Here is a 20,811-nt window from a genome sequence, read left to right as displayed (position 1 = left end):
TTTCCCAGCCCTGGAATCGCGCCCGTCTCTTAGCGATAGGGGGCGTCGAGTTCCAGATTCTTCGCGATCTCGCGTTCCCAGCGGTCGCCGTTATCGAGAAGGCGCGCCTTGTCGTAGTAGAGCTCTTCGCGCGTCTCGGTGGCGAACTCCAGGTTCGGCCCTTCCACGATGGCGTCCACCGGGCAGGCCTCCTGGCACAGGCCGCAGTAGATGCACTTGACCATGTCGATGTCGTAGCGGGTCGTCCGGCGGCTGCCGTCGGCGCGCGGTTCGGCCTCGATGGTGATGGCCTGGGCCGGGCAGACCGCCTCGCAAAGCTTGCAGGCGATGCAGCGCTCTTCCCCGTTGGGATAGCGGCGCAGGGCGTGCTCGCCGCGGAAACGGGGCGACTGCGGGTTGCGCTCGTTCGGATAGAGCACGGTGGCCTTGGGGCGCATCATGTACTTCATGCCCAGGCCGAAGGCCCCGACGAAGTCCATCAGCGCCGCGCCTTTGACGGCCTGGCTGATGCGGGCGGCGAAACTCATCACATCGCTCCTTGGGCCGGACCGAACACGCGCCAGGCGGCGACGATGACCACGGCCACGAGAGAGGTCGGCAGGAAGATCTTCCAGCCCAGCCGCATCAGCTGGTCGTAGCGATAGCGGGGCACGATCGCCTTCACCATGGCGAACAGGAAGAAGAAGAAGACGGTCTTGGCGAAGAACCACATGAAGCCGAAGAAGCTCTGCGCGGTCGAAGGCCAGCTCTCCAGGAACGGCGTCGGGAACGGCGCCTGCCATCCGCCGAAGAACAGGATGGTGATCAGCGCGCACATCAGGACGATGTTGGCGTACTCGCCGATCATGAAGAGCAGGTAGGGGGTGGAGGAGTACTCCACCTGATAGCCGGCCACGAGCTCGGACTCGGCTTCGGGCAGGTCGAAGGGCGGGCGGTTGGTCTCGGCGAGCGCCGAGATGAAGAAGACGACGGTCATGGGGATCATGACCAGGGCCATGGGCAGGTTGGTCAGGCCGCCGCCGAGGACGTTCCAGTTCCAGAACCCGCCGCCCTGCGCCATGACGATGGCCTGCAGGTTCATGGTGCCGGCCAGCAGGATCACCGTGATGATCACGAAGCCGATCGAGACCTCGTAGCTGACCATCTGGGCCGCCGATCGCAGACTGCCCAGGAAGGGATACTTCGAGTTGGACGCCCAGCCGCCCATGATGATGCCGTAGACGCCAAGCGAGCTGATCGCCAGCAGGTAGAGCACGCCGACATTGATGTCCGAGACAACCCAGCCGGGGGCCAGCGGCACCACGGCCCAGGCCGCGAAGGCCAGGATGAAGGTGATCAGCGGCGCCAGAAGGAAGACGACCTTGTCGGCGCCGTCGGGGATCACGACCTCCTTCAGCACGAACTTCAGGAAGTCGGCGAAGGACTGCAGCAGGCCGAAGGGGCCGACCACGTTGGGGCCTTTGCGCATCTGCACGCCGGCCCAGATCTTCCGGTCGGCCAGCAGCAGGAAGGCCAGCGAGAGCAGGATCCAGACCATGACGGCCAGGATCTGGCCCACGGTGATCAGGGTCCAGCCGCCCGGGGTGGCCCAGAAGTTCGTCGTCGCGTCCATGGTCTACTCCGCCGCGATCTTCTCGGCGCCCGAGACGAGCGCCTGGCATTCGGCCATGGTCACGCTGGCCCGCGCGATGGGGTTGGTCAGATAGAAGGCGCTGACCGGGCTCTTGAAGGGCGCGTCGGACGCGGCCCCCTCCCCGCCCAGCACCGACAGATCCAGCGCGCCCGGCGCCTCCGGCACGTAGTCGATCCGGCCGAAGGTCGGATGGTCGGCGAAGAGCTTGGCGCGCAGCTGGCCCAGATTGTCGTAGGGCAACTTGGCGCCCAGCAGTTCCGAGAGCGCCCGCAGGATGGCCCAGTCTTCCTTGGCCTCGCCCTTGGGGAAGACAGCGCGTTCGCCGCGCTGCACCCGGCCTTCGGTGTTGACGTAGAGGCCGTCCTTCTCGGTGTAGGCGGCGCCGGGCAGGATGACGTCGGCGCGGTGCGCGCCCGCGTCGCCATGGGTGCCCATATAGACGACGAAGGCGTCGGTCTGCCCCAGATCCATCTCGTCGGCGGCCATCAGGAACAGCAGATCCGCGCCGCCCTTGGCGATCAGCTCGCGGGCGCTCTTGCCGCCCTCGCGGGGCACGAAGCCCATGTCGAGGCCGCCCACGCGGGAGGCCGCCGTGTGCAGGACGTTCCAGGTCGCCCCGAAGGTCTTGGCCACATTGGCCGCCGCCTTGAGCACCGCCGCGCCATCCTCGCGCGAGAGCGCGCCGGCGCCGACGATCACGGCGACCTTCTCGCCCGCCTTCATCGCCTTGGCGAAGTCGCCGCGGGACTTGGGCAGGCCGGCGAGGCTCTCATAGCCCGCGCCGAGATAGTCGTAGCCATAGGTCAGGTCGGCCTGTTCGCCGATCACGCCCACGCGCAGGGCGCCGGCCAGCCAGCGCTTGCGCAGCCGGGCGTTGAACACCGGGGCTTCCAGGCGCGGGTTCGTGCCGACCAGAAGGACGACGTCGGCCTCCTCGATGCCGGCGATGGTCGAGTTCATCAGCCAGCTTTCGCGGGGGCCATGCCCCAGCGCCATGCCGTCCTGGCGGCAGTCGAGGCTGGCGACGCCCAGGCCGCCGAAGAGATCCATGGCGGCCTTCATCGATTCGGCGTCCTGCAGGTCGCCGGCGATGACGCCGATCCGGTCCGGCGCCGTGGCCTTCACCTTGGCGGCGACCGTCTGCAGCGCCTCGGCCCAGCTGGCGGCGCGCAGCTTGCCGTTCTCGCGGACATAGGGGCGGTCCAGGCGCTGGCGCGACAGACCGTCGACGGCGTAGCGCGTCTTGTCGCTGATCCACTCTTCGTTGATGTCGTCGTTGATCCGCGGCAGCACGCGCAGCACGGCGGGGCCACGGGAGTCGACGCGGATCGAGGAGCCGAGCGCGTCCATCACGTCGACGCTTTCGGTCTTCTTCAGCTCCCAGGGCCGGGCGTTGAAGGCGTAGGGCTTGGAGGTGAGCGCGCCGACCGGGCAGAGGTCGATGACGTTGGCGCTCAGCTCCGACGTCACGGCCGCGTCGAGATAGGTCGTGATTTCAACATCTTCGCCGCGGGAGATGAGGCCGATCTCCGGCACGCCGGCCACTTCGGTGATGAAGCGGACGCAGCGGGTGCACTGGATGCAGCGCGTCATCACCGTCTTGATGAGCGGCCCCATGAACTTCTCTTCGACGGCCCGCTTGTTCTCCTGATAACGGGAATCGTCGCGGCCATAGCCCATGGCCTGGTCCTGCAGGTCGCACTCTCCGCCCTGGTCGCAGATCGGGCAGTCCAGGGGGTGGTTGATGAGCAGGAACTCCATCACCCCGTGACGGGCCTTCTTCACCATCGGCGTGTCGGTGAAGATCTCCTGGCCCTCGGCGGCCGGCAGGGCGCAGGAGGCCTGCGGCTTCGGCGGGCCGGGCTTCACCTCGACCAGGCACATCCGGCAGTTGCCGGCGATGGACAGGCGTTCGTGGTAGCAGAAGCGCGGGATTTCCTTCCCCGCCAGCTCCGCCACCTGCAGGACGGTCATGCCGGGTTCGAACTCGACCTCGACGCCGTCGACCTTAGCTGTGGGCATGTCGTCTTACTCCGCAGCCACGAGCGTGGCGCCCTGCACGTGCGGGCGGCCGGCGCGGTATTGGGTGATGCGTTCTTCCACCTCGTGGCGGAAGTGGCGGAACAGGCCCTGGATCGGCCAGGCCGCGGCGTCGCCGAGGCCGCAGATGGTGTGGCCCTCGACCTGAGAGGCGACGTCGAGCAGCAGGTCGATCTCGGACATCTCGGCCTCGCCGGTGACCATCCGTTCCATGACCCGCCACATCCAGCCGGTGCCCTCGCGGCACGGCGTGCACTGGCCGCAGCTCTCGTGCTTGTAGAAGTAGGAAAGCCGGGCGATGGACTTCACCACGTCGGCGTCCTTGTCCATGACGATGACCGCGGCGGTGCCGAGGCCCGAGCGCATCTCCTTCAGGGAGTCGAAGTCCATGAGCGCGCTCTCGGCCATCTCGGCCGTGATCAGCGGCACGGACGAGCCGCCCGGGATGACCGCCTTCAGATTGCCCCAGCCGCCGCGCACCCCGCCGCAGTGATCTTCCAGCAGCTGTCGCAGCGGGATCGACATGGTCTCCTCGACCACGCAGGGTTTGTTCACGTGGCCGGAGATCGCCATGAGCTTGGTGCCGGTGTTGTTCGGCCGGCCGAAGCCCGCGAACCACTCGGCGCCACGGCGGAGGATCGTGCCGACCGTGGCGATGGTCTCGACATTGTTGATGGTCGTCGGGCAGCCATAGATGCCCGCGCCGGCCGGGAACGGCGGCTTCAGGCGCGGCTGGCCCTTCTTGCCCTCAAGGCTCTCCATCAGGGCGGTCTCGTCGCCGCAGATATAGGCCCCGCCCCCGTGGGTGACGTAGAGGTCGAAGTCCCAGCCGTGGACGTTGCCCTTGCCGATCAGCTTGGCCTCGTAGGCCTGCTTGATCGCGGCCTCCAGACGCTCGCGCTCGAAGACATACTCGCCGCGGATGTAGATGTAGCAGGCGTGCGCCCGGATCGCGTAGCTGGCGATCAGGCAGCCCTCGATCAGCAGGTGCGGGTCGTTGCGCAGGATCTCGCGGTCCTTGCAGGTGCCCGGCTCGGACTCGTCGGCGTTGACGACCAGATAGTGCGGCCGCTCGCTTTCCTGCTTGGGCATGAAAGTCCACTTCAGGCCGGTGCCGAAGCCCGCCCCGCCGCGGCCGCGCAGGCCCGAATTCTTGATCTGGTCGCAGATCCACTCCGGCGTCTGCGACAGGATGTCCTTGGTCGCATTCCAGGCGCCGCGCCGCTTGGCGCCCTCCAGGCCGAAGTCGTGCAGGCCATAGAGGTTCGTGAAGATGCGGTCCTTGTCTTCGAGAATGCCGACCACGCCCCTCAAACTCCTTCTTTCGCGCGCCGGAAGGCGGCGATGAACCAGATCTGCGCCACGAAGCCGGCGGCGAGCGCCAGGCCGAAGACGCCGAACAGCCAGTCCTGGCCGAGCGCGAACGCCCCCACGACGGCGGCGATGGCCGTCAGCAGGCAGACGGCGTTGACCGCCGCCATGCGCTTGAAGCGCGCCTTGACCAGGGCCGCCTCGCTCACGCCGGCGTCTCCGCCTTCGGCTTCTTCTTCGGCTCGGCGTTCGGCAGCGTCTTGATCGGCTTGGCGGCCGTGCCGTCATAGAGCGCCGCGTCCTGCAGGGTCAGCGGCCCGCCCTCGGGCGCGGAACCCTGGCGCTTGATGGCCGAGCCCGGCGCGGGCGTCTTGCCCGCGGCGAAGTCGTCCAGCAGAGCCTCGAAGCTCTCCGGCGTCAGGTCTTCATAGTAGTAGTCGTTGATGGCGGCCATCGGCGCATTGGCGCAGGCGCCCAGGCACTCGACTTCCTGCCAGTAGAATTTGCCGTCCGCCGACAGGTGGTCCTTCGCGCCGATCTTGCGCTTGCAGACGGCCATCAGGCTTTCCGAGCCGCGCAGCTGGCAGGGCGTCGTGCCGCACACCTGCACCAGGGCCACGCTGCCCACCGGCTCCAGCATGAACATGGTGTAGAAGGTGGCCACTTCGAGCACCCGGATGCGGGCCATGCCCAGCATCTCGGCCACGTAGCGGATGGCGGGCTCCGACACCCAGCCCTCCTGCTTCTGGACGAGCCAGAGGAGCGGGATGACGGCCGACTGCTGACGGCCGGCGGGGAACTTGGCGATCCACCACTTGGCCTTTTCCAGGCTCTCGGGCGAGAAGGCGAAGCTCTCGGGCTGCTCGGGGGAAAGACGACGGACGCTCACTTGCCCCTCACTTCACGAAGTCGATGCGGGCGATCTTGCCGTCCGCGATGGTGTAGATGGCCGCCACCTCGAAGCTCACCGGACCCGGCTTGCGATAGACGCGCTCGTGGTCGATCACCCGGTCGCCGATGACGACCCGGTGGGCCAGTTCGGCGCGGTTCTGCGGATGCTCGGCGAACAGCGCCACGTGCTTGGCGCGGAAGGCCTCGAGCCCCTGCACCGTCACCGCCCCGTTCAGGTCGGCCACGATCAGGTCCTCGGCGAAGAAGCCGCAGAGCGCATCCACGTCCTGGGCGTTGTAGGCCTCGAGCTGGCCCTGGGCCAGGTCGGCGGGAGAGAGCGTCGCAGCCGCCGTCACCGGTCGATCTCCCCGAACACGATGTCCAGCGAGCCCAGGATGGCGGAGACGTCGGCCAGCATGTGGCCGCGGTTCATCCAGTCCATCGCCTGCAGGTGCGGATAACCCGGCGCGCGGATCTTGCACTTGTACGGCCGGTTGGTGCCGTCGGAGACGAGATAGACGCCGAACTCGCCCTTGGGCGCCTCGACCGAGGCGTAGACTTCGCCCGGCGGGGTGCGGAAGCCCTCGGTGAAGAGCTTGAAGTGGTGGATGAGCGCTTCCATCGAGCGCTTCATCTCGCCCCGGCGCGGCGGAGCGATCTTGTTGTCCTCGTTCAGCACCGGCCCCGGCGTCTTCTCCAGCCGCTCGCAGCACTGCTTCATGATGCGGACGGACTGGCGCATCTCTTCCATGCGGCAGAGATAGCGGTCGTAGCAGTCGCCGTTGACGCCGAGCGGGATGTCGAACTCCAGCTCGTTGTAGCACTCGTAGGGCTGGTTGCGCCGCAGGTCCCAGGCGATGCCCGAGCCGCGCACCATGACGCCCGAGAAGCCCCAGGCCAGCGCCTCTTCCTTGGTCACGACGCCGATGTCGACGTTGCGCTGCTTGAAGATGCGGTTCTCGGTGATCAGGCCGTCGATATCCTCGAGCGCCTTGGGGAAGGCGTCGCACCAGGCCGAGATGTCGGCGATCAGCTTGGGCGGCAGGTCCTGGCGCACGCCGCCGACGCGGAAGTAGTTGGCGTGCAACCGCGCGCCCGAGGCGCGCTCGTAGAACACCATCAGCTTCTCGCGCTGCTCGAAGCCCCACAGCGGCGGGGTGAGCGCGCCGACGTCCATGGCCTGGGTCGTGACGTTCAGCAGGTGGTTCAGGATGCGGCCGATTTCCGAGTAGAGCACGCGGATCAGCTGGCCCCGGATGGGGACCTCGACGCCCAGCAGCTTCTCGATGGCGAGCACATAGGCGTGCTCCTGGTTCATCGGCGCCACATAGTCGAGGCGGTCGAAGTACGGGATCGTCTGCTGATAGGGCCGGGCCTCCATCAGCTTCTCGGTGCCGCGATGGAGCAGGCCGACGTGCGGGTCCACCCGCTCGACGACCTCGCCGTCCAGCTCCAGGATCAGGCGCAGCACGCCGTGCGCCGCCGGGTGCTGCGGGCCGAAGTTGATGGTGAACTTGCGGACCTCGGTCTCCTGGGTGGGGCTGTGCGCCACCTGGGCCTCGGTCTTGGGGACGACTTCGCCGGTCATGCCTTGGGCTCCGTCTTCTCGTCGCCCGGCAGCAGGGGCGAGAAGCCGCGCTCGACGCCTTCCCAGGGGCTGAGGAAGTCCCAGTTCCGCCACTCGGTCATCTTGATCGGCTCGTAGACCACGCGCTTGAGCTCTTCGTCGTAGCGGAGCTCGACATAACCGCTCATCGGGAAGTCCTTCCGCAGCGGATGGCCGTGGAAGCCGTAGTCGGTGAGGATGCGGCGCAGATCCGGATGGCCTTCGAAGAAGACCCCGTACATGTCGAAGGCCTCGCGCTCGTACCAGTTGGCGCAAGGATAGACGCCGGTCACCGTCGGCACCGGCGTGTCCTCGTCGGTCTCGACGCGGATGCGGATGCGCTGGTTCAGGCTCATCGACAGCAGGTGGTAGACCACGTCGAACCGCTTGGCGCGGTCGGGATAGTCCACCGCCGTCAGGTCGATCAGGACCTCGAAGCGGCAGGCCGGATGGTCGCGCAGATGGGTCAGCGCCTGGACGATGCGGCCGAGCGGCGCGGTCAGGTTCAGCTCGTCATAGGCGACATCGAAGCTGGTGATCTCGCCGGCGCTGTCGGCGACGATCGACTGGCCGAGCGCGGTCAGGTCGGCGGCGGTGACGGGCCAGCTCATCGCTCGATCGTCCCGGTGCGGCGGATCTTCTTCTGCAGCTGCAGCACGCCGTAGACCAGCGCCTCGGCCGTCGGCGGGCAGCCGGGCACGTAGATGTCCACCGGCACGATGCGGTCGCAGCCGCGGACCACCGAGTAGCTGAAGTAGTAGTAGCCCCCGCCATTGGCGCAGGAGCCCATGGAGATGACGTAGCGCGGGTCCGGCATCTGGTCGTAGACCTTGCGCAGGGCCGGAGCCATCTTGTTGCACAGCGTGCCGGCGACGATCATCACGTCGGACTGGCGCGGGCTGGCGCGCGGCGCGAAGCCGTAGCGCTCCAGGTCATAGCGCGGCATCGACGCCTGCATCATCTCGACGGCGCAGCAGGCCAGGCCGAAGGTCATCCACATGAGCGAGCCGGTGCGCGCCCAGGTGATAAGGTCGTCGGCGGCTGCGGTGATGAAGCCCTTGTCGGCGAGCTGGTCGCTGACGCCGTCGAAGAACGGGTCGTGGACCTTCGGGTCGTAGCCCTCGACGCTGGCGCGGCCGGCGGAGTTGGCCGGAACGATCACTCCCATTCCAGGGCCCCCTTCTTCCATTCGTAGATGAAGCCGACGGTGAGCACGCCCAGGAAGGTCATCATCGACCAGAAGGCGAACTGCATGGCCTCGGTGGGCAGGTTCATCAGGCTGACGGCCCAGGGGAACAGGAACGCGACCTCGAGGTCGAAGATGATGAAGAGGATCGAGACCAGGTAGAACCGGACGTCGAACTTCATCCGCGCGTCGTCGAAGGCGTTGAAGCCGCACTCGTAGGTCGAGAGCTTTTCAGGGTCCGGCGCCTTGGGCGCGAGCACGGCGGCGGCCAGCACGAAAGCCAGGCCCAGAACCGCCGCGATCCCCAGGAAGATGACGATCGGCAGGTACTGCAGAAGGAACGCGTTCATGGAGTCCTCGAAGGAGTCGCGCGCCCTTCTAGACCAGCAATGCGCAGGGTTCAAACAGCGGATTCCCGCAACAAAGTTACGTGAGCGCGAGCCGTCGCTGATCCGCCTCCAGACGTTGGCGAGGCTTCCGGCGCCCACGGGGCGCGCAGCCGCGAAGACTTTGCGAATGCTTCGCAACTGCTGACATCCAGGGCTTGTCGCCCCCTCCCGGCGCCCTACGCTCCCGGAGGTTGCGAGGGAGGCCGTATTGAGCCGAAAACCCATTGTCCACCGGGCGCTCGATGCCGTCGAACGCCTGGGCGACCGGCTGCCCGACCCGGTGTTCATCTTCGCCTGGATCATTGGCGCACTGGTGATCGCCAGCGTGATCTGCGCCCTCCTCGGAGTCAGCGCGGTCAATCCGGTGGACGGCGAGGTGCTGCGCGCTCAGAGCCTGCTGGCGCCGGACAATGTCCGCACCCTGCTGGTGGAGATGCCGCGCACCCTGACCGCCTTCGCTCCGCTCGGCTACGTGCTGCTCATCATGCTGGGCGCGGGAATCGCCGAGCGCGTGGGGCTCCTGTCGGCCGCCATCCGCGCGATGATGAGCCGCACCCCGCGGCGACTGGTCGCGCCGGTGATCATCCTGATCGGCCTCCTCTCCAACCATGCGGCCGACACGGGCTTCGTGATTCTCCTGCCCCTGGCCGGCGCCGCCTTCGCCGCCGTGGGCCGCCACCCGATCGCCGGCATCGCTGCGGCCTTCGCCGGCGTGGTCGGCAGCTTCGCCGGCAACCCCCTGCCCGGCCAGTTCGACGCCCTGATTCTCGGGCTGTCGGAGCCGGCCGCGCGGCTGATCGACGAGACCTGGCGCGCCAACCTGGTGGGCAACTGGTTCTTCACCGCCGCCGGCGCCCTCGTCTTCGTGCCGGTGGCCTGGTGGGTCACGGTCAATGTTGTGGAGCCCCGCCTGGGGCCCTGGGTTCCCCCGGAGGGGCAGCCGGCGCAGGACGCGCCCCTCACCGACGCTGAGCGCCGGGCGCTCGCGGGCGCGGGCCTGGCCATTCTGGCGGTGGTGCTCACCTGGGCGGCGCTCGTGCTCGCGCCCGGCGCGCCGCTGCTCGACCGGGCCGCCGAGGGGCCGGGGCGCTGGACGCCTTTCTTTCGGTCCCTGGTGGCCGGCTTCTTCGTCCTCTTCCTGGCCGGAGGCGTCACCTATGGCCTGATGACGCGGCAGATCCGCTCCGACCGGGACCTCGTCCGGCTGGCCTCGGAGTCGATGGCGGCCATGGCGCCCTACATCGTACTGGCCTTCGCCGCCGCCCACTTCATCGCCATGTTCAGCTGGTCGAACCTGGGCGTGATCATCGCCATCCACGGCGCCGAGGCGATCCGCTCGACCGGCCTGCCCATTCCCATCCTGCTGATGGCCATCGTCCTGCTCACCGCCGGCCTGGACATGCTGATCGGCTCGGCCTCGGCGAAATGGGCGGCGCTGGCGCCGGTGCTGGTGCCGATGCTGATGCTGCTGGGAATCAGCCCGGAGATGACGACGGCCGCCTACCGCATGGGCGATTCGAGCGTGAACATGGCCTCGCCGCTGATGCCCTACTTCGGCCTGGTCCTGGGATTCTGCCAGCGCTGGCGGCCGGGCTTCGGCGTCGGCGGCCTGATCAGCGCCATGCTGCCCTACTCCGCGGCCATGATGTGCGCTGGCATGCTGCTGGTCGGCCTCTGGTCGGCCCTCGAGGCGCCGCTGGGACCGGCGGCGTCTGTGCATTATTCACCGCCGGATGCGATATCTGCGTCGATGCCCCGTTGACATGATTCAGGCCGGGACCTATCAGACGCGCCTCGCGGCGACGCGAGACCCTAAGCGGGTGTAGCTCAGTTGGTTAGAGCGCCGGCCTGTCACGCCGGAGGTCGCGGGTTCGAGCCCCGTCACTCGCGCCATGGGGTCCCATGGCGCTCCTCGCTTCCAGACAATCCAACGATGCGACGGGGCCGCCTCAGGCCACCGCCGCCGTCGCCTTGTCGAACTCGAAGTCCTCCGGATCCGGCGCAAGCGTCGCGCGCCAGTAGTCCACCAGCGCGAACGGCCAGTTCTGGGTCACGCGCCCCTTCTCGTTCTTGTACCAGCTCGACACCTGCGGCGCGCCCCAGGCCCATCCGCGGTTGGCCGCGTCCACGCGGGCGTTGAAGACGTCGTGCGCTTCGACCCGCGGCGAGAGCGCTCGGGCGCCGCTGGCGGCGAGCATCTTCAGGCATCCCAGGATGTAGCGGACGCTGCATTCGGAGAAGAAGATGATGGAGCCGTTGACCACGATGTTGGTGTTCGGTCCGTAGATCATGAAGAGGTTGGGGAAATCCGGCACGGTCATGCCGAGATAGGCCCGCGGATCCCCGTCCCACGTCGCGTGCAGGTCGCGGCCGCCCCGGCCCTTGATCCGCATCGGCCAGAGGAAGTTGCTGGCCTGAAACCCGGTGCCGTAGATCAGCACGTCGGCATCGTGCAGGGCGCCGTCGGCGGTCCGCAGGCCGGCCGGCTCGATGGCGGTGATCGGCTCGGTGACCAGGGCGACATTGTCCCGCTTCAGCGCCCTCACCCATACGCCGTTGTCGAGCAGGGCCCGCTTACCGCCCACCGGATAGTCGGGCACGATCTTGGCGGCGAGATCAGCGCGCTCGCCCGCCTGCGCCGCCAGGGCCTGGGCGATCATCTCCCGGAAGCCGGCGTTGACCTGGCTGACGGCGGTCGGCGGTCCCTGCCAGTCCGGATCCGCCTTCACGGCCGGCAGCAGGCCATCGGTGGCCGTCCAGAAGAGAAAGAAGCGATACCACTTGTCGTAATAGGGCACGTGCTCCAGCAGCCAGTTCATGCCGGCGGGGACGTCGTCGTGATAGTGCGGCGTCGGGAAGCACCAGGGCGGCGTTCGCTGGAACACCTCCAGCCGCGCCACCTTTCCGGCGATCTCCGGCACGAACTGGAAGGCGCTGGCGCCTGTGCCGATGACGGCGACCCGCTTGCCCGTCAGATCCACGTCGTGACGCCACTGGGCGGAATGGAAGGCGGGGCCCTCGAAGCTCTCCCGCCCCGCAATGTCGGGGAGGCGCGGGCGATTCAGCTGGCCCACGGCGCAGATGACGGCGGTGGCGGTCTCGGTGCGGACGGCCCCGTCGGGGAGGCGCAGCCGCACGCGCCATTGGGCGGCGGCCTCGTCCCAGTCCATCGCCTCGACGGTCGTCTCGAACCGGATGTGACGGCGCAGGCCGTAGCGCTCGGCGACCCCGCGGAAGTAGTCCAGCAGCACCGGCTGGGTGGAGAAGTGCTGCGGCCAGCCGTGGTTCGGCTCGAAGGAGTAGGAGTACATGTGGTTCGAGGAATCGACCCGGCAGCCGGGATAGGTGTTCTCGAACCAGGTGCCGCCCACCTCGGCGTTCTTCTCGACGATCTCGAAGGGGACGCCGGCCTGTGACAGCCGGATTCCCGCAAGCAGGCCCGACATGCCGGCCCCGATGACCAGCACCTTCATGGATCCGGCCGCCCGCCGTTCGTCCTCGCTCCAGTCCGGGGTCTTGGAGCTGTCGCCGGACAGGGCCAGTTCGTCCGACAGAAAGTCCACATAGCCGGCCGGGATCTCCGTCCCCGCGATGAAGTCCATCATCTGCCGGACCAGCTCGGGCCCCGGCGTCGGCGCCGGCTTCAGCTCGCCCGACAGATGGGCGGCGATGACCGGCCGCGCCGCGGCGCGGAGTCTCGCCTGCTCGGCCTCCGGCACGCCGATGTCGCCGCGCGCCAAGGGCGTGTAGGTCGGTCGCCACTCCGGCTTCAGCCAACCCGGATCGCCGGTGAGATGCACCATGGAGAGGACGAGGGCCGGGAGGTGGGCGGCGGCGAGGGCCGCGTCCAGCTCTTGCTCGGAGGGGCTCATGGGACGTTTCCGCGAAGCTTGTCGTTGTTCTGAGACGAACGATAACCCCCGGCTGCGCCGTCCGGAAACCTTGCAGAACCGTCAGGACGTTCGGGCAAGCTCCGCCTGAACCGCACGGATGCGCGCCATGACGGCCTCGGGCAAGGCCAGGCCGGAGGCCGCGGCGTTGGCTTCGAGATGCTCGCGCCGCGTGGTCCCCGTGACCGCACAGGCGACTCCGGGGTCCGCCAGCACGTAGGCGAGCGCCGCCTGGGCCGCGCTCATGTCCGGCAGGTCCCGGAGGAAGCCGAACCTCGCGCCCTGCCCCACCTCCCGGCGATGGTTCTTCAGCGCCCGGGCGGCGTACCAGAGGTCGCGCGGGCCCCGCACCTTTCCGATCTGCTGGTCGACGTGGCCCATGGCCAGCGGCATGCCCGCCAGCACCCCCTTCCCCAGCGCCGCGGCGCGCGCGACGAGCGGCGCCCGCTCCGGACGCAGGACGTTGTAGTCGAGCATGACGAGATCGAAGGCCTCGCACTCGATCACCGCCGACAGCACGGCCGGGTCGAAGCTGTTGGCGCCGAAGGCCCGCACGAGCCCCCGCGCCCTCAGGCCCGCAAACGCCTCGAAGAGGTCGTCCGTCAGCTCGGCCGCCGCCGGCCCGTGAAGCTGCACGATATCGAGGTGCTCAAGGCCGAGACGGCGCAGGCTCGCCTCCACGCTCGCGACGATCGCCGCGGGCGCAAAGTCCCGGCCCATCCGGCCGCCGCCGGCGTGAAAAGTGCCGGCCTTGGTGGCGATGACCAGCCGGTCTCGGTCGCGGCCCCCCAGCGCCCGTCCCAGCCTCGGCTCAGCCTCGCCGCGGGAATAGCCGGGCGCGGTGTCGAAGAGCGTGATCCCGAGGTCGATGGCGCGATGGACGAGGCCGAGGGCCTCGCGCTCGGGAAAGCGCCGCAGGCCCCAGTAGCTGGCGCAGCCGAAGCCGATCTCCGAGACGGTCAGGCCCGTACGGCCGAGGGGGCGGTGGCGCATCGGCATCTCGCCAGAAGGGCGTGGCGGTGGTGGGCGGCGAGGGGTTCGAACCCCCGACCCCCTGGGTGTAAACCAGGTGCTCTGACCAGCTGAGCTAGCCGCCCTCCGAGGCGCACGTTCATAGACGTATCCGCGCCGGATTCGGAGTCTCCGAAAGCATGAAGGGCGGCCGCTGCCCCGCGACCGCCCCCAAGGCCGGCGCCGCTCGCAGGCGGCCGCCGACAGAGCCCTTAAGCGTTCAGGGCGTTCTTCAGTCCCTCGCCGACCCGGAAGCGGGCGGTCTGGGAGGCGGGGCGATTGACGCTCTCCCCCGTGCGCGGGTTGCGAGCCACGCCGGCGGCGCGCTGGACGGGCACGAAGCTGCCGAAGCCCACCAGACGCACCTCTTCGCCGCCCTTGAGACTGCCGGTGACGGAGTCGATGAACGCCTCGAGCGCGTCCTTGGCCTGCGCCTTGGTGATGCCAGCCTTCTCGGCCATGGCCGTGACGAGTTCAGCCTTGGTCATTTGTCGTTTCCTCTCCCTGCCCTTTTCTTTTTTCGCGAAGGCCGGCAGCGGCGGAACACCTTCGCGCACAAGGATTATGCGGGGTTCGGAGGGCGCGTCAAACAAAGCGGCGCAGGAAACCCTGCGCCGCTTCGCCGTTCCAGATTTTCGAACCCGGTCCTAGTGGGTCATCACCGGTTCGGGTTCGCCGTCGTCGGAAGGAACAGGGCCCTTCGCCTCGGGCTCGTTCCACTCGATCGCCTCGGGCGCCCGGACAAGCGCATGGCTCAGAACCTGGTCCATGGTGGTCACCGGGATGATCTCCAGCGACTCCTTCACCTTGGCCGGGATATCCGCCAGGTCCTTCTCGTTCTCTTCCGGGATCAGCACCGTCTTGACGCCCGAACGGAGCGCCGCGAGCAGCTTCTCCTTCAGGCCGCCGATGGCGGTGACCCGGCCGCGCAGGGTGACCTCGCCGGTCATCGCGATGTCCTTGCGGATCGGGATTCCGGTGAGCACCGAGACGATGGCCGTGGCCATGGCGGCGCCGGCCGACGGACCGTCCTTGGGCGTGGCGCCGTCCGGCACGTGGATGTGGACGTCGGTCTTCTCGAAGACCGGCGGTTCGATGCCGAACTGCGTCGCACGGCTGCGGACATAGCTGTTCGCCGCCGAGATCGACTCCTTCATCACGTCCTTCAGGTTGCCGGTGACCGTCATCCGGCCCTTGCCCGGCATCTTGACCGCCTCGATGGTCAGGATGTCGCCGCCGAAGTCGGTGTAGGCCAAGCCCGTGATGATGCCGACCTGATCCTCCGCGTCGGTCTCGCCGTAGCGGTACTTCCGCACGCCGGCGTACTTGGCGAGCCGCTCGGCGTCGATGGTGATCGAGGTCAGGTTCTCACGCGCCAGGTCGCGGACCGTCTTGCGCGCCAGATTGCCCAGTTCGCGCTCCAGATTCCGCACGCCGGCTTCCCGGGTGTAGTAGCGGATGAGGTCACGGATGGCCTCCTCCGGCACCACGAACTCCTCGGGCTTCAGGCCGTGGTCCTTGGTCAGCTTGGGCAGGATGTGGCGCTTGGCGATCTCGACCTTCTCGTCCTCGGTGTAGCCGGGGATGCGGATGATCTCCATGCGGTCCAGCAGGGGCTGGGGCATGTTGAGCGAGTTTGCCGTGGTCACGAACATGACCGGCGACAGGTCGTAGTCCACCTCCAGATAGTGGTCGGCGAAGGTGGAGTTCTGCGCCGGGTCCAGCACCTCAAGCAGGGCCGAGGCCGGGTCGCCGCGGTAGTCCGAGCCCATCTTGTCGATCTCGTCGAGCAGGAAGAAGGCGTTGGTGGTCTTGGCCTTCTTCATCGACTGGATGACCTTGCCGGGCATGGAGCCGATATAGGTCCGGCGGTGGCCGCGGATCTCGGCCTCGTCGCGCACGCCGCCCAGGGCCACGCGCACGAACTCGCGGCCCGTCGCCTTGGCGATCGAGCGGCCGAGCGAGGTCTTGCCGACGCCGGGAGGACCGACGAGGCACAGGATCGGGCCCTTCAGCGAACCGGTCCTCGCCTGCACGGCCAGGTACTCCAGGATCCGCTCCTTGACCTTCTCCAGGCCGTAGTGATCCTCGTCGAGGATCGTCTCGGCCTTGGCCAGGTCGATGCCCTTCTGCTTGGTCTTGCCCCACGGGATGGACAGCAGCCAGTCCAGATAGTTCCGCACGACGGTGGATTCCGCCGACATCGGGCTCATCTGGCGCAGCTTCTTGAGCTCGGATTCGGCCTTGGCGCGGGCTTCCTTGGAGAGCTTGGTCTTCTTGATCCGCTTCTCGAGCTCGTTCAGCTCGTCGCGGGTGTCGTCCTGCTCGCCCAGCTCGCGCTGGATCGCCTTCATCTGCTCGTTCAGATAGTACTCGCGCTGCGTCTTCTCCATCTGACGCTTCACGCGGTTACGGATCTTCTTCTCGGTCTGCATGACCGAAATCTCGCCCTCCATCAGGGCGTAGACCTTCTCCAGCCGCTTCACGACGTCGAAGATCTCGAGCAGGGCCTGCTTCTCGCTGATCTTGACCGACAGGTGGGAAGCCACGCGGTCGGCCAGTTCGCCGGGGTTCTCGATCTGCGGCATGGCCGCGAGCGCCTCGGGCGGAACCTTCTTGTTCAGCTTCACATAGGTTTCGAACTGCTCGACCACGGCCCGGGACAGGGCCTCGGCCTCGGACGAGCCCAGGCCGTCTTCGGCGAGATCGGTAATCTCCGCCTCATAGTAGTCGGCCTGCTGCACATAGCGGGCGACGCCGGCGCGCGACTTGCCTTCGACCAGCACCTTCACGGTGCCGTCGGGCAGCTTCAGCAGTTGCAGGATGGTGGCGACGACGCCGACCTCGTAGATGGCCACGGGCGCCGGATCGTCGTCGTCCTTGTCCTTCTGGGTCAGCAGAAGGATTTCCTTGCCTTCGTTGCGCATGGCCTCTTCGAGCGCCCGCACGGATTTCTCCCGCCCGACGAAGAGCGGCACGGGTTGGTGCGGAAAAACGACAATGTCGCGCAGCGGCAGGACAGGAAGGGTCTTGGTCTCGGACATGATGCTTTCACTCCCGGTCGGCCCCCTCGAACTTAAGCAAGGCTCGACCTGTGGACCGTGGTTACGCCAGACGATGCGCCTGAGTCGGACGGCCCGTCCGCCATGACGGCGGCTTCTTCGGACTATTTATGTGGACGCTTCCCCGCGCGGTTCAAGCTGGGCAGGCCCCCTGCGCGACAACGTGTCAGGGGTTCGCGGCCGTGACGACAAGCGAGAACGGCCCCGCAACGCCTGCGGGGCCGTCCAGGTTCGCCGGAGCAGGCGGCCCTTAGGCCGCGCCGCCCTTGTCGCGCCGCTCGGCGTAGATGATCAGCGGCTGGGCCCGGCCTTCGACGACCTCGGCGTTGACCACCACCTCTTCGACCCCGTCATAGGTCGGCAGCTCGTACATGGTGTCGAGCAGGATGCCTTCCAGGATCGAGCGCAGGCCGCGCGCCCCGGTCTTGCGGGCGATGGCCTTGCGGGCGACGGCGTTCAGGGCGTCGTCGGTGAAGGTCAGGCCGACATTCTCCATTTCGAACAGGCGCTGGTACTGCTTGATGAAGGCGTTCTTCGGCTCGGTGAGGATCTTCACCAGGGCCGACTCGTCCAGATCGTCCAGGGTCGCCAGCACGGGCAGGCGGCCGATGAACTCCGGGATCAGGCCGAAGCGCTGCAGGTCGTCCGGCTCCACCTGACGCAGGATCTGGCCGGTGCGGCGCTCGTCCGGGTCGGCGACCTTGGCGCCGAAGCCGATCGAGGTCCCCTGCCCGCGGGCCGAGATGATCTTGTCGAGGCCGGCGAAGGCGCCGCCGCAGATGAACAGGATGTTGGTCGTATCCACCTGCAGGAACTCCTGCTGGGGATGCTTGCGGCCTCCCTGGGGCGGCACGGAGGCGACCGTGCCTTCCATGATCTTGAGCAGCGCCTGCTGGACGCCCTCGCCCGACACGTCGCGGGTGATGGACGGGTTGTCCGACTTGCGGCTGATCTTGTCGACCTCGTCGATATAGACGATGCCGCGCTGCGCCCGCTCGACATTGTAGTCGGCCGACTGCAGCAGCTTCAGGATGATGTTCTCGACGTCCTCGCCGACATAGCCGGCTTCGGTGAGGGTCGTGGCGTCGGCCACGGTGAAGGGGACGTCGATGATGCGGGCGAGCGTCTGGGCCAGCAGGGTCTTACCCGTGCCGGTGGGCCCGATGAGCAGGATGTTGGCCTTGCCCAGCTCGACGTCGTTGTTCTTCGTCGCGTGGTTCAGGCGCTTGTAGTGGTTGTGGACGGCGACCGAGAGCACCTTCTTGGCGTGGTCCTGGCCGATCACGTAGTCGTCGAGGACTTCACGGATCTCGCGGGGCGTCGGGACGCCGTCCTTGGACTTCACGAAGGAGATCTTGTGCTCCTCGCGGATGATGTCCATGCACAGCTCGACGCACTCGTCGCAGATGAACACCGTGGGACCCGCGATGAGCTTGCGGACTTCATGCTGGCTCTTTCCGCAGAAGGAGCAGTACAGCGTGCTCTTGGAGTCCCCGCTCGCGGCCTTGGTCATGTTCAGTCTCACTCTCTCGACGACGCCGGACGAAACGCCGCCCTTCGGCGGGCGGCGATTTCCCGCCATTCTTGCAGGATACGCGCCGGGGGTTGTCTAAGTCTTGACATTCCCTGATCCGCGCCGGGATCACAAGCCTTGGCTCGCCGCCGAGGGTCATTCGGCGAAGGGCGCCCGGTGGCGCGCAATTTCGAATCTCTAGATGGGATTGTATCGGTTTGGCGCAAGTCGACCTACACGGCCCCTGCCCCCAAAGGTCTCGTCGTGGCTCAGCTTGCGCAGATGAGCCGGCCCGCATTTCGCAAGGATGGCGGGCTGGAGGGGCTGAATGTTCAAACTGCGTTATTTCGGCGCAACGGAGTTCCGGGCGCCATGATGGATGATCCTGCCGAAGACATGGGCATCGTCGCCTTCGATTTCGACGGCACCCTGACCACCAAGGACAGTTTCACGACCTTCCTGAAGTGGCGCGCCGGCCGCGCCCGCTGGGCCCGGGGCATGCGCAGGCTGGCGCCCGCCGGAGGCGCCTATCTGTTCCACCGCAACCGCGGGCGCATCAAGGCCGCGGCCGTCCGGGAATTCCTCATCGGCGTCCCACGCGAGGAGCTCGAGATCCAGGCCCGCGCCTTCGCCGAGGCCTATGCGCCGCGCCTGCTCCGGCCGGACGCCCTGCGCACCTGGCGACGCTGGCGCGAGCGGCGGGCCAAGATGGTCATCGTGACCGCCTCGCCGGACCTGATCGTCCAGCCCTTCGCCCGCGGCCTGGGCGCCGATGTCCTGATCGCCACGCAGCTGGCCTTCGATTCCGAGGATCGCGTCGCCGGCGCCTTCCTCGGCCGCAACTGCCGCGGTCCGGAGAAGGTGGCCCGCCTGGAGGCCATGTTCGGCCCCGGCGTGCGCCTGCGCGCCGCCTATGGCGACACCAGCGGCGACCGCGAAATGCTGAAGATCGCCGACGAGAAGGGCTATCGCGTTTTCAGGGAGAGCCCGTGAGGCTTCGCTTCCGCGTCGGCAAGCTCATCCGCGACCATCTGCCCCGGATGATGCGCGACCAGGGGCTGTCCGTCTTCGAGCGCCGGCTGGACGAGGCGAGCTTCCGCGCGGCCCTGCGGGCGAAGCTGGTGGAGGAGGCCGCCGAGGCGGCCGCGGCCGAAGGGCCCGAGGCGCTCGCCGCCGAACTGGCCGACGTCCTGGAGGTGCTGCGGACCCTGGCCGAGGCCGAGGGCCTGGCGCTGGAAGCGGTCGAGGCCGCCCGGATCGCCAAGCGCGCCGAACGCGGCGGCTTCGAAGGGCGCATCTACAACGAAGCGGTGGAGGGCGACGCCGGGCTTCCCGCGATCGCCTACTATCTTGATCGGCCCGAGGCCTATCCGCGGGAGGGCTGAGGCGGCCCCGGCCGCAAAAAAGGCGCGGCTCGAGAGCCGCGCCTCCATTGTCGTCAGCCGCCTCGTGGGCGTCAGTCTTCCTCGGTCCGACGTTCGTAGACGTGGTCCACGAGGCCCCACTCCTTGGCTTCCTGGGCGGTCATGAAGTGGTCGCGGTCGAGCGTCTGCTCCACCACCTCGATCGGCTGGCCGGTGTGCTTGGCGTACAGCTCGTTCAGCCGGCGCTTGGTCTTGATGATGTCCTCGGCGTGGCGCTGGATGTCCGAGGCCTTGCCCGAATAGCCGCCCGAGGGCTGGTGGACCATGATGCGGGCGTTCGGAAGGGCGATCCGCTGGCCCTTCTCGCCGGCCATGAGCAGGAAGGAGCCCATGGACGCCGCCATGCCCAGGCACACCGTCGAGATCGGGCTCTTGATGTACTGCATGGTGTCGTAGATCGCCAGGCCGGAGGTCACGATCCCGCCGGGCGAGTTGATGTACATGGAGATTTCCTTCTTCGGGTTCTCCGACTCCAGGAAGAGCAGCTGGGCGCAGATCAGCGCCGACATGCCGTCTTCCACCGGCCCGTTGAGGAAGATGATCCGCTCCTTGAGCAGGCGGGAGAAGATGTCGAAGGCCCGTTCGCCGCGGCTGGTCTGTTCGACCACCATGGGCACGAGGTTGAGCGCGGTGGTCACATGGTCACGCATAAGCAGGAAGCCCTTCTCGATGGGCGATCGCACCGATCGCCGTCGTCCTCTCCGATATCGCGTCTCGCAGGGAGGGATGCAAGGCGACCCTCGGGGCAAGCGCGTTTCCGAACCCCTAAAGACGCACGATCCCGGCGCTGCGCCAAGGCCGCGCCGGGATCGGAAGTCTCAAAGCTCGGGCCGGGGCTTGACGCCCCCGGCCGTC

At 67.8% G+C, this 20,811-nt stretch carries 20 protein-coding genes and 2 tRNA genes; 4 read left to right on the top strand and 18 right to left on the bottom strand.

Translation table 11 applies throughout. The annotated features are described in order from the left end of the window. Nucleotides 1–29: 29 nt before the first annotated feature. From nuoI to H2041_RS02785, 11 genes are read right to left on the bottom strand one after another with little or no spacing between them, the layout of a single operon-like run. Nucleotides 30–527, bottom strand: coding sequence for an NADH-quinone oxidoreductase subunit NuoI (nuoI, locus tag H2041_RS02835; RefSeq protein WP_293409206.1), 498 nt, complete (start codon nt 525–527; stop codon nt 30–32). Further along, nucleotides 527–1,612: an NADH-quinone oxidoreductase subunit NuoH gene (gene nuoH / locus H2041_RS02830; RefSeq protein WP_293409204.1), complete on the bottom strand. Its 1,086-nt coding sequence runs from the start codon at nt 1,610–1,612 to the stop codon at nt 527–529. The genes nuoI and nuoH overlap by 1 nt, the downstream gene beginning before the upstream one ends. Before the next feature lie 3 nt (nt 1,613–1,615). Then, complete coding sequence (gene nuoG, locus H2041_RS02825) at nt 1,616–3,655, bottom strand: NADH-quinone oxidoreductase subunit NuoG (protein WP_293409202.1); 2,040 nt, start codon at nt 3,653–3,655, stop codon at nt 1,616–1,618. Nucleotides 3,656–3,661: 6 nt separating this feature from the next. After that, nucleotides 3,662–4,978: an NADH-quinone oxidoreductase subunit NuoF gene (nuoF, locus tag H2041_RS02820; RefSeq protein ID WP_293409200.1), complete on the bottom strand. Its 1,317-nt coding sequence runs from the start codon at nt 4,976–4,978 to the stop codon at nt 3,662–3,664. Nucleotides 4,979–4,983: 5 nt separating this feature from the next. Further along, complete coding sequence (locus tag H2041_RS02815; RefSeq protein ID WP_293409198.1) at nt 4,984–5,193, bottom strand: hypothetical protein; 210 nt, start codon at nt 5,191–5,193, stop codon at nt 4,984–4,986. Beyond that, nucleotides 5,190–5,873, bottom strand: a complete 684-nt coding sequence (gene nuoE, locus H2041_RS02810) for an NADH-quinone oxidoreductase subunit NuoE (RefSeq protein ID WP_293409196.1) — start codon at nt 5,871–5,873, stop codon at nt 5,190–5,192. The genes H2041_RS02815 and nuoE overlap by 4 nt, the downstream gene beginning before the upstream one ends. Nucleotides 5,874–5,880: 7 nt before the next feature. Beyond that, nucleotides 5,881–6,231: a nuclear transport factor 2 family protein gene (locus H2041_RS02805; protein ID WP_293409194.1), complete on the bottom strand. Its 351-nt coding sequence runs from the start codon at nt 6,229–6,231 to the stop codon at nt 5,881–5,883. Beyond that, nucleotides 6,228–7,463, bottom strand: a complete 1,236-nt coding sequence (locus H2041_RS02800; RefSeq protein ID WP_293409192.1) for an NADH-quinone oxidoreductase subunit D — start codon at nt 7,461–7,463, stop codon at nt 6,228–6,230. The genes H2041_RS02805 and H2041_RS02800 overlap by 4 nt, the downstream gene beginning before the upstream one ends. Then, on the bottom strand, nt 7,460–8,092 hold the full coding sequence (locus H2041_RS02795) for an NADH-quinone oxidoreductase subunit C (protein ID WP_293409190.1): 633 nt from the start codon (nt 8,090–8,092) through the stop codon (nt 7,460–7,462). Before H2041_RS02795 ends, H2041_RS02800 begins: the two co-directional genes overlap by 4 nt. After that, nucleotides 8,089–8,670 (bottom strand): NADH-quinone oxidoreductase subunit B family protein, encoded by a 582-nt coding sequence (locus H2041_RS02790; RefSeq protein WP_293409188.1) that lies wholly within the window; start codon nt 8,668–8,670, stop codon nt 8,089–8,091. Before H2041_RS02790 ends, H2041_RS02795 begins: the two co-directional genes overlap by 4 nt. Beyond that, nucleotides 8,640–9,017, bottom strand: coding sequence for an NADH-quinone oxidoreductase subunit A (locus H2041_RS02785; RefSeq protein ID WP_293409186.1), 378 nt, complete (start codon nt 9,015–9,017; stop codon nt 8,640–8,642). Before H2041_RS02785 ends, H2041_RS02790 begins: the two co-directional genes overlap by 31 nt. 247 nt (nt 9,018–9,264) lie before the next feature. Between H2041_RS02785 and H2041_RS02780 the strand changes: the two genes are divergently transcribed. Continuing rightward, complete coding sequence (locus H2041_RS02780) at nt 9,265–10,818, top strand: AbgT family transporter (RefSeq protein WP_293409184.1); 1,554 nt, start codon at nt 9,265–9,267, stop codon at nt 10,816–10,818. 54 nt (nt 10,819–10,872) lie between these two features. Further along, nucleotides 10,873–10,949: transfer RNA gene (locus tag H2041_RS02775), tRNA-Asp, on the top strand. A gap of 56 nt (nt 10,950–11,005) precedes the next feature. Here H2041_RS02775 and H2041_RS02770 read toward each other — a convergent pair. The 6 genes from H2041_RS02770 to clpX all read right to left on the bottom strand — a co-directional run bounded on the left by H2041_RS02770 (nt 11,006) and on the right by clpX (nt 18,532). Beyond that, nucleotides 11,006–12,928, bottom strand: a complete 1,923-nt coding sequence (locus H2041_RS02770; RefSeq protein ID WP_293409182.1) for an NAD(P)/FAD-dependent oxidoreductase — start codon at nt 12,926–12,928, stop codon at nt 11,006–11,008. Between the two features lie 81 nt (nt 12,929–13,009). Then, nucleotides 13,010–13,939 (bottom strand): aldo/keto reductase, encoded by a 930-nt coding sequence (locus tag H2041_RS02765; RefSeq protein WP_293409180.1) that lies wholly within the window; start codon nt 13,937–13,939, stop codon nt 13,010–13,012. Between the two features lie 27 nt (nt 13,940–13,966). Continuing rightward, nucleotides 13,967–14,043 (bottom strand) — tRNA-Val (locus H2041_RS02760). Nucleotides 14,044–14,169: 126 nt separating this feature from the next. Next, on the bottom strand, nt 14,170–14,445 hold the full coding sequence (locus tag H2041_RS02755) for an HU family DNA-binding protein (RefSeq protein WP_293409177.1): 276 nt from the start codon (nt 14,443–14,445) through the stop codon (nt 14,170–14,172). A 159-nt stretch (nt 14,446–14,604) separates the two neighbouring features. Further along, entirely contained in the window at nt 14,605–17,001 is a 2,397-nt protein-coding gene (gene lon / locus H2041_RS02750; protein ID WP_293409175.1) for an endopeptidase La, read from the bottom strand. A gap of 268 nt (nt 17,002–17,269) precedes the next feature. Then, nucleotides 17,270–18,532, bottom strand: coding sequence for an ATP-dependent Clp protease ATP-binding subunit ClpX (gene clpX, locus H2041_RS02745; RefSeq protein ID WP_293409173.1), 1,263 nt, complete (start codon nt 18,530–18,532; stop codon nt 17,270–17,272). 372 nt (nt 18,533–18,904) lie between these two features. On the opposite strand from clpX, the gene H2041_RS02740 reads away from it, so the two are divergent. Both H2041_RS02740 and H2041_RS02735 read left to right on the top strand, forming a co-directional pair. Continuing rightward, on the top strand, nt 18,905–19,525 hold the full coding sequence (locus H2041_RS02740; protein ID WP_293409171.1) for an HAD-IB family hydrolase: 621 nt from the start codon (nt 18,905–18,907) through the stop codon (nt 19,523–19,525). Continuing rightward, entirely contained in the window at nt 19,522–19,917 is a 396-nt protein-coding gene (locus tag H2041_RS02735; RefSeq protein WP_293409169.1) for a nucleoside triphosphate pyrophosphohydrolase, read from the top strand. The genes H2041_RS02740 and H2041_RS02735 overlap by 4 nt, the downstream gene beginning before the upstream one ends. 71 nt (nt 19,918–19,988) lie before the next feature. Here H2041_RS02735 and H2041_RS02730 read toward each other — a convergent pair whose 3' ends face one another. Next, a complete protein-coding gene (locus H2041_RS02730; RefSeq protein ID WP_293409484.1) occupies nt 19,989–20,606 on the bottom strand; it encodes an ATP-dependent Clp protease proteolytic subunit in 618 nt (205 codons plus the stop codon). Nucleotides 20,607–20,811: the final 205 nt, after the last annotated feature.

The sequence above is a fragment of the Phenylobacterium sp. genome (assembly GCF_013911965.1).
Classification (GTDB): Bacteria; Pseudomonadota; Alphaproteobacteria; order Caulobacterales; family Caulobacteraceae; genus Phenylobacterium.
The sequence above is the reverse complement of the archived record's forward strand: the minus strand, read 5'-3'. Positions and strand labels throughout refer to the sequence as shown.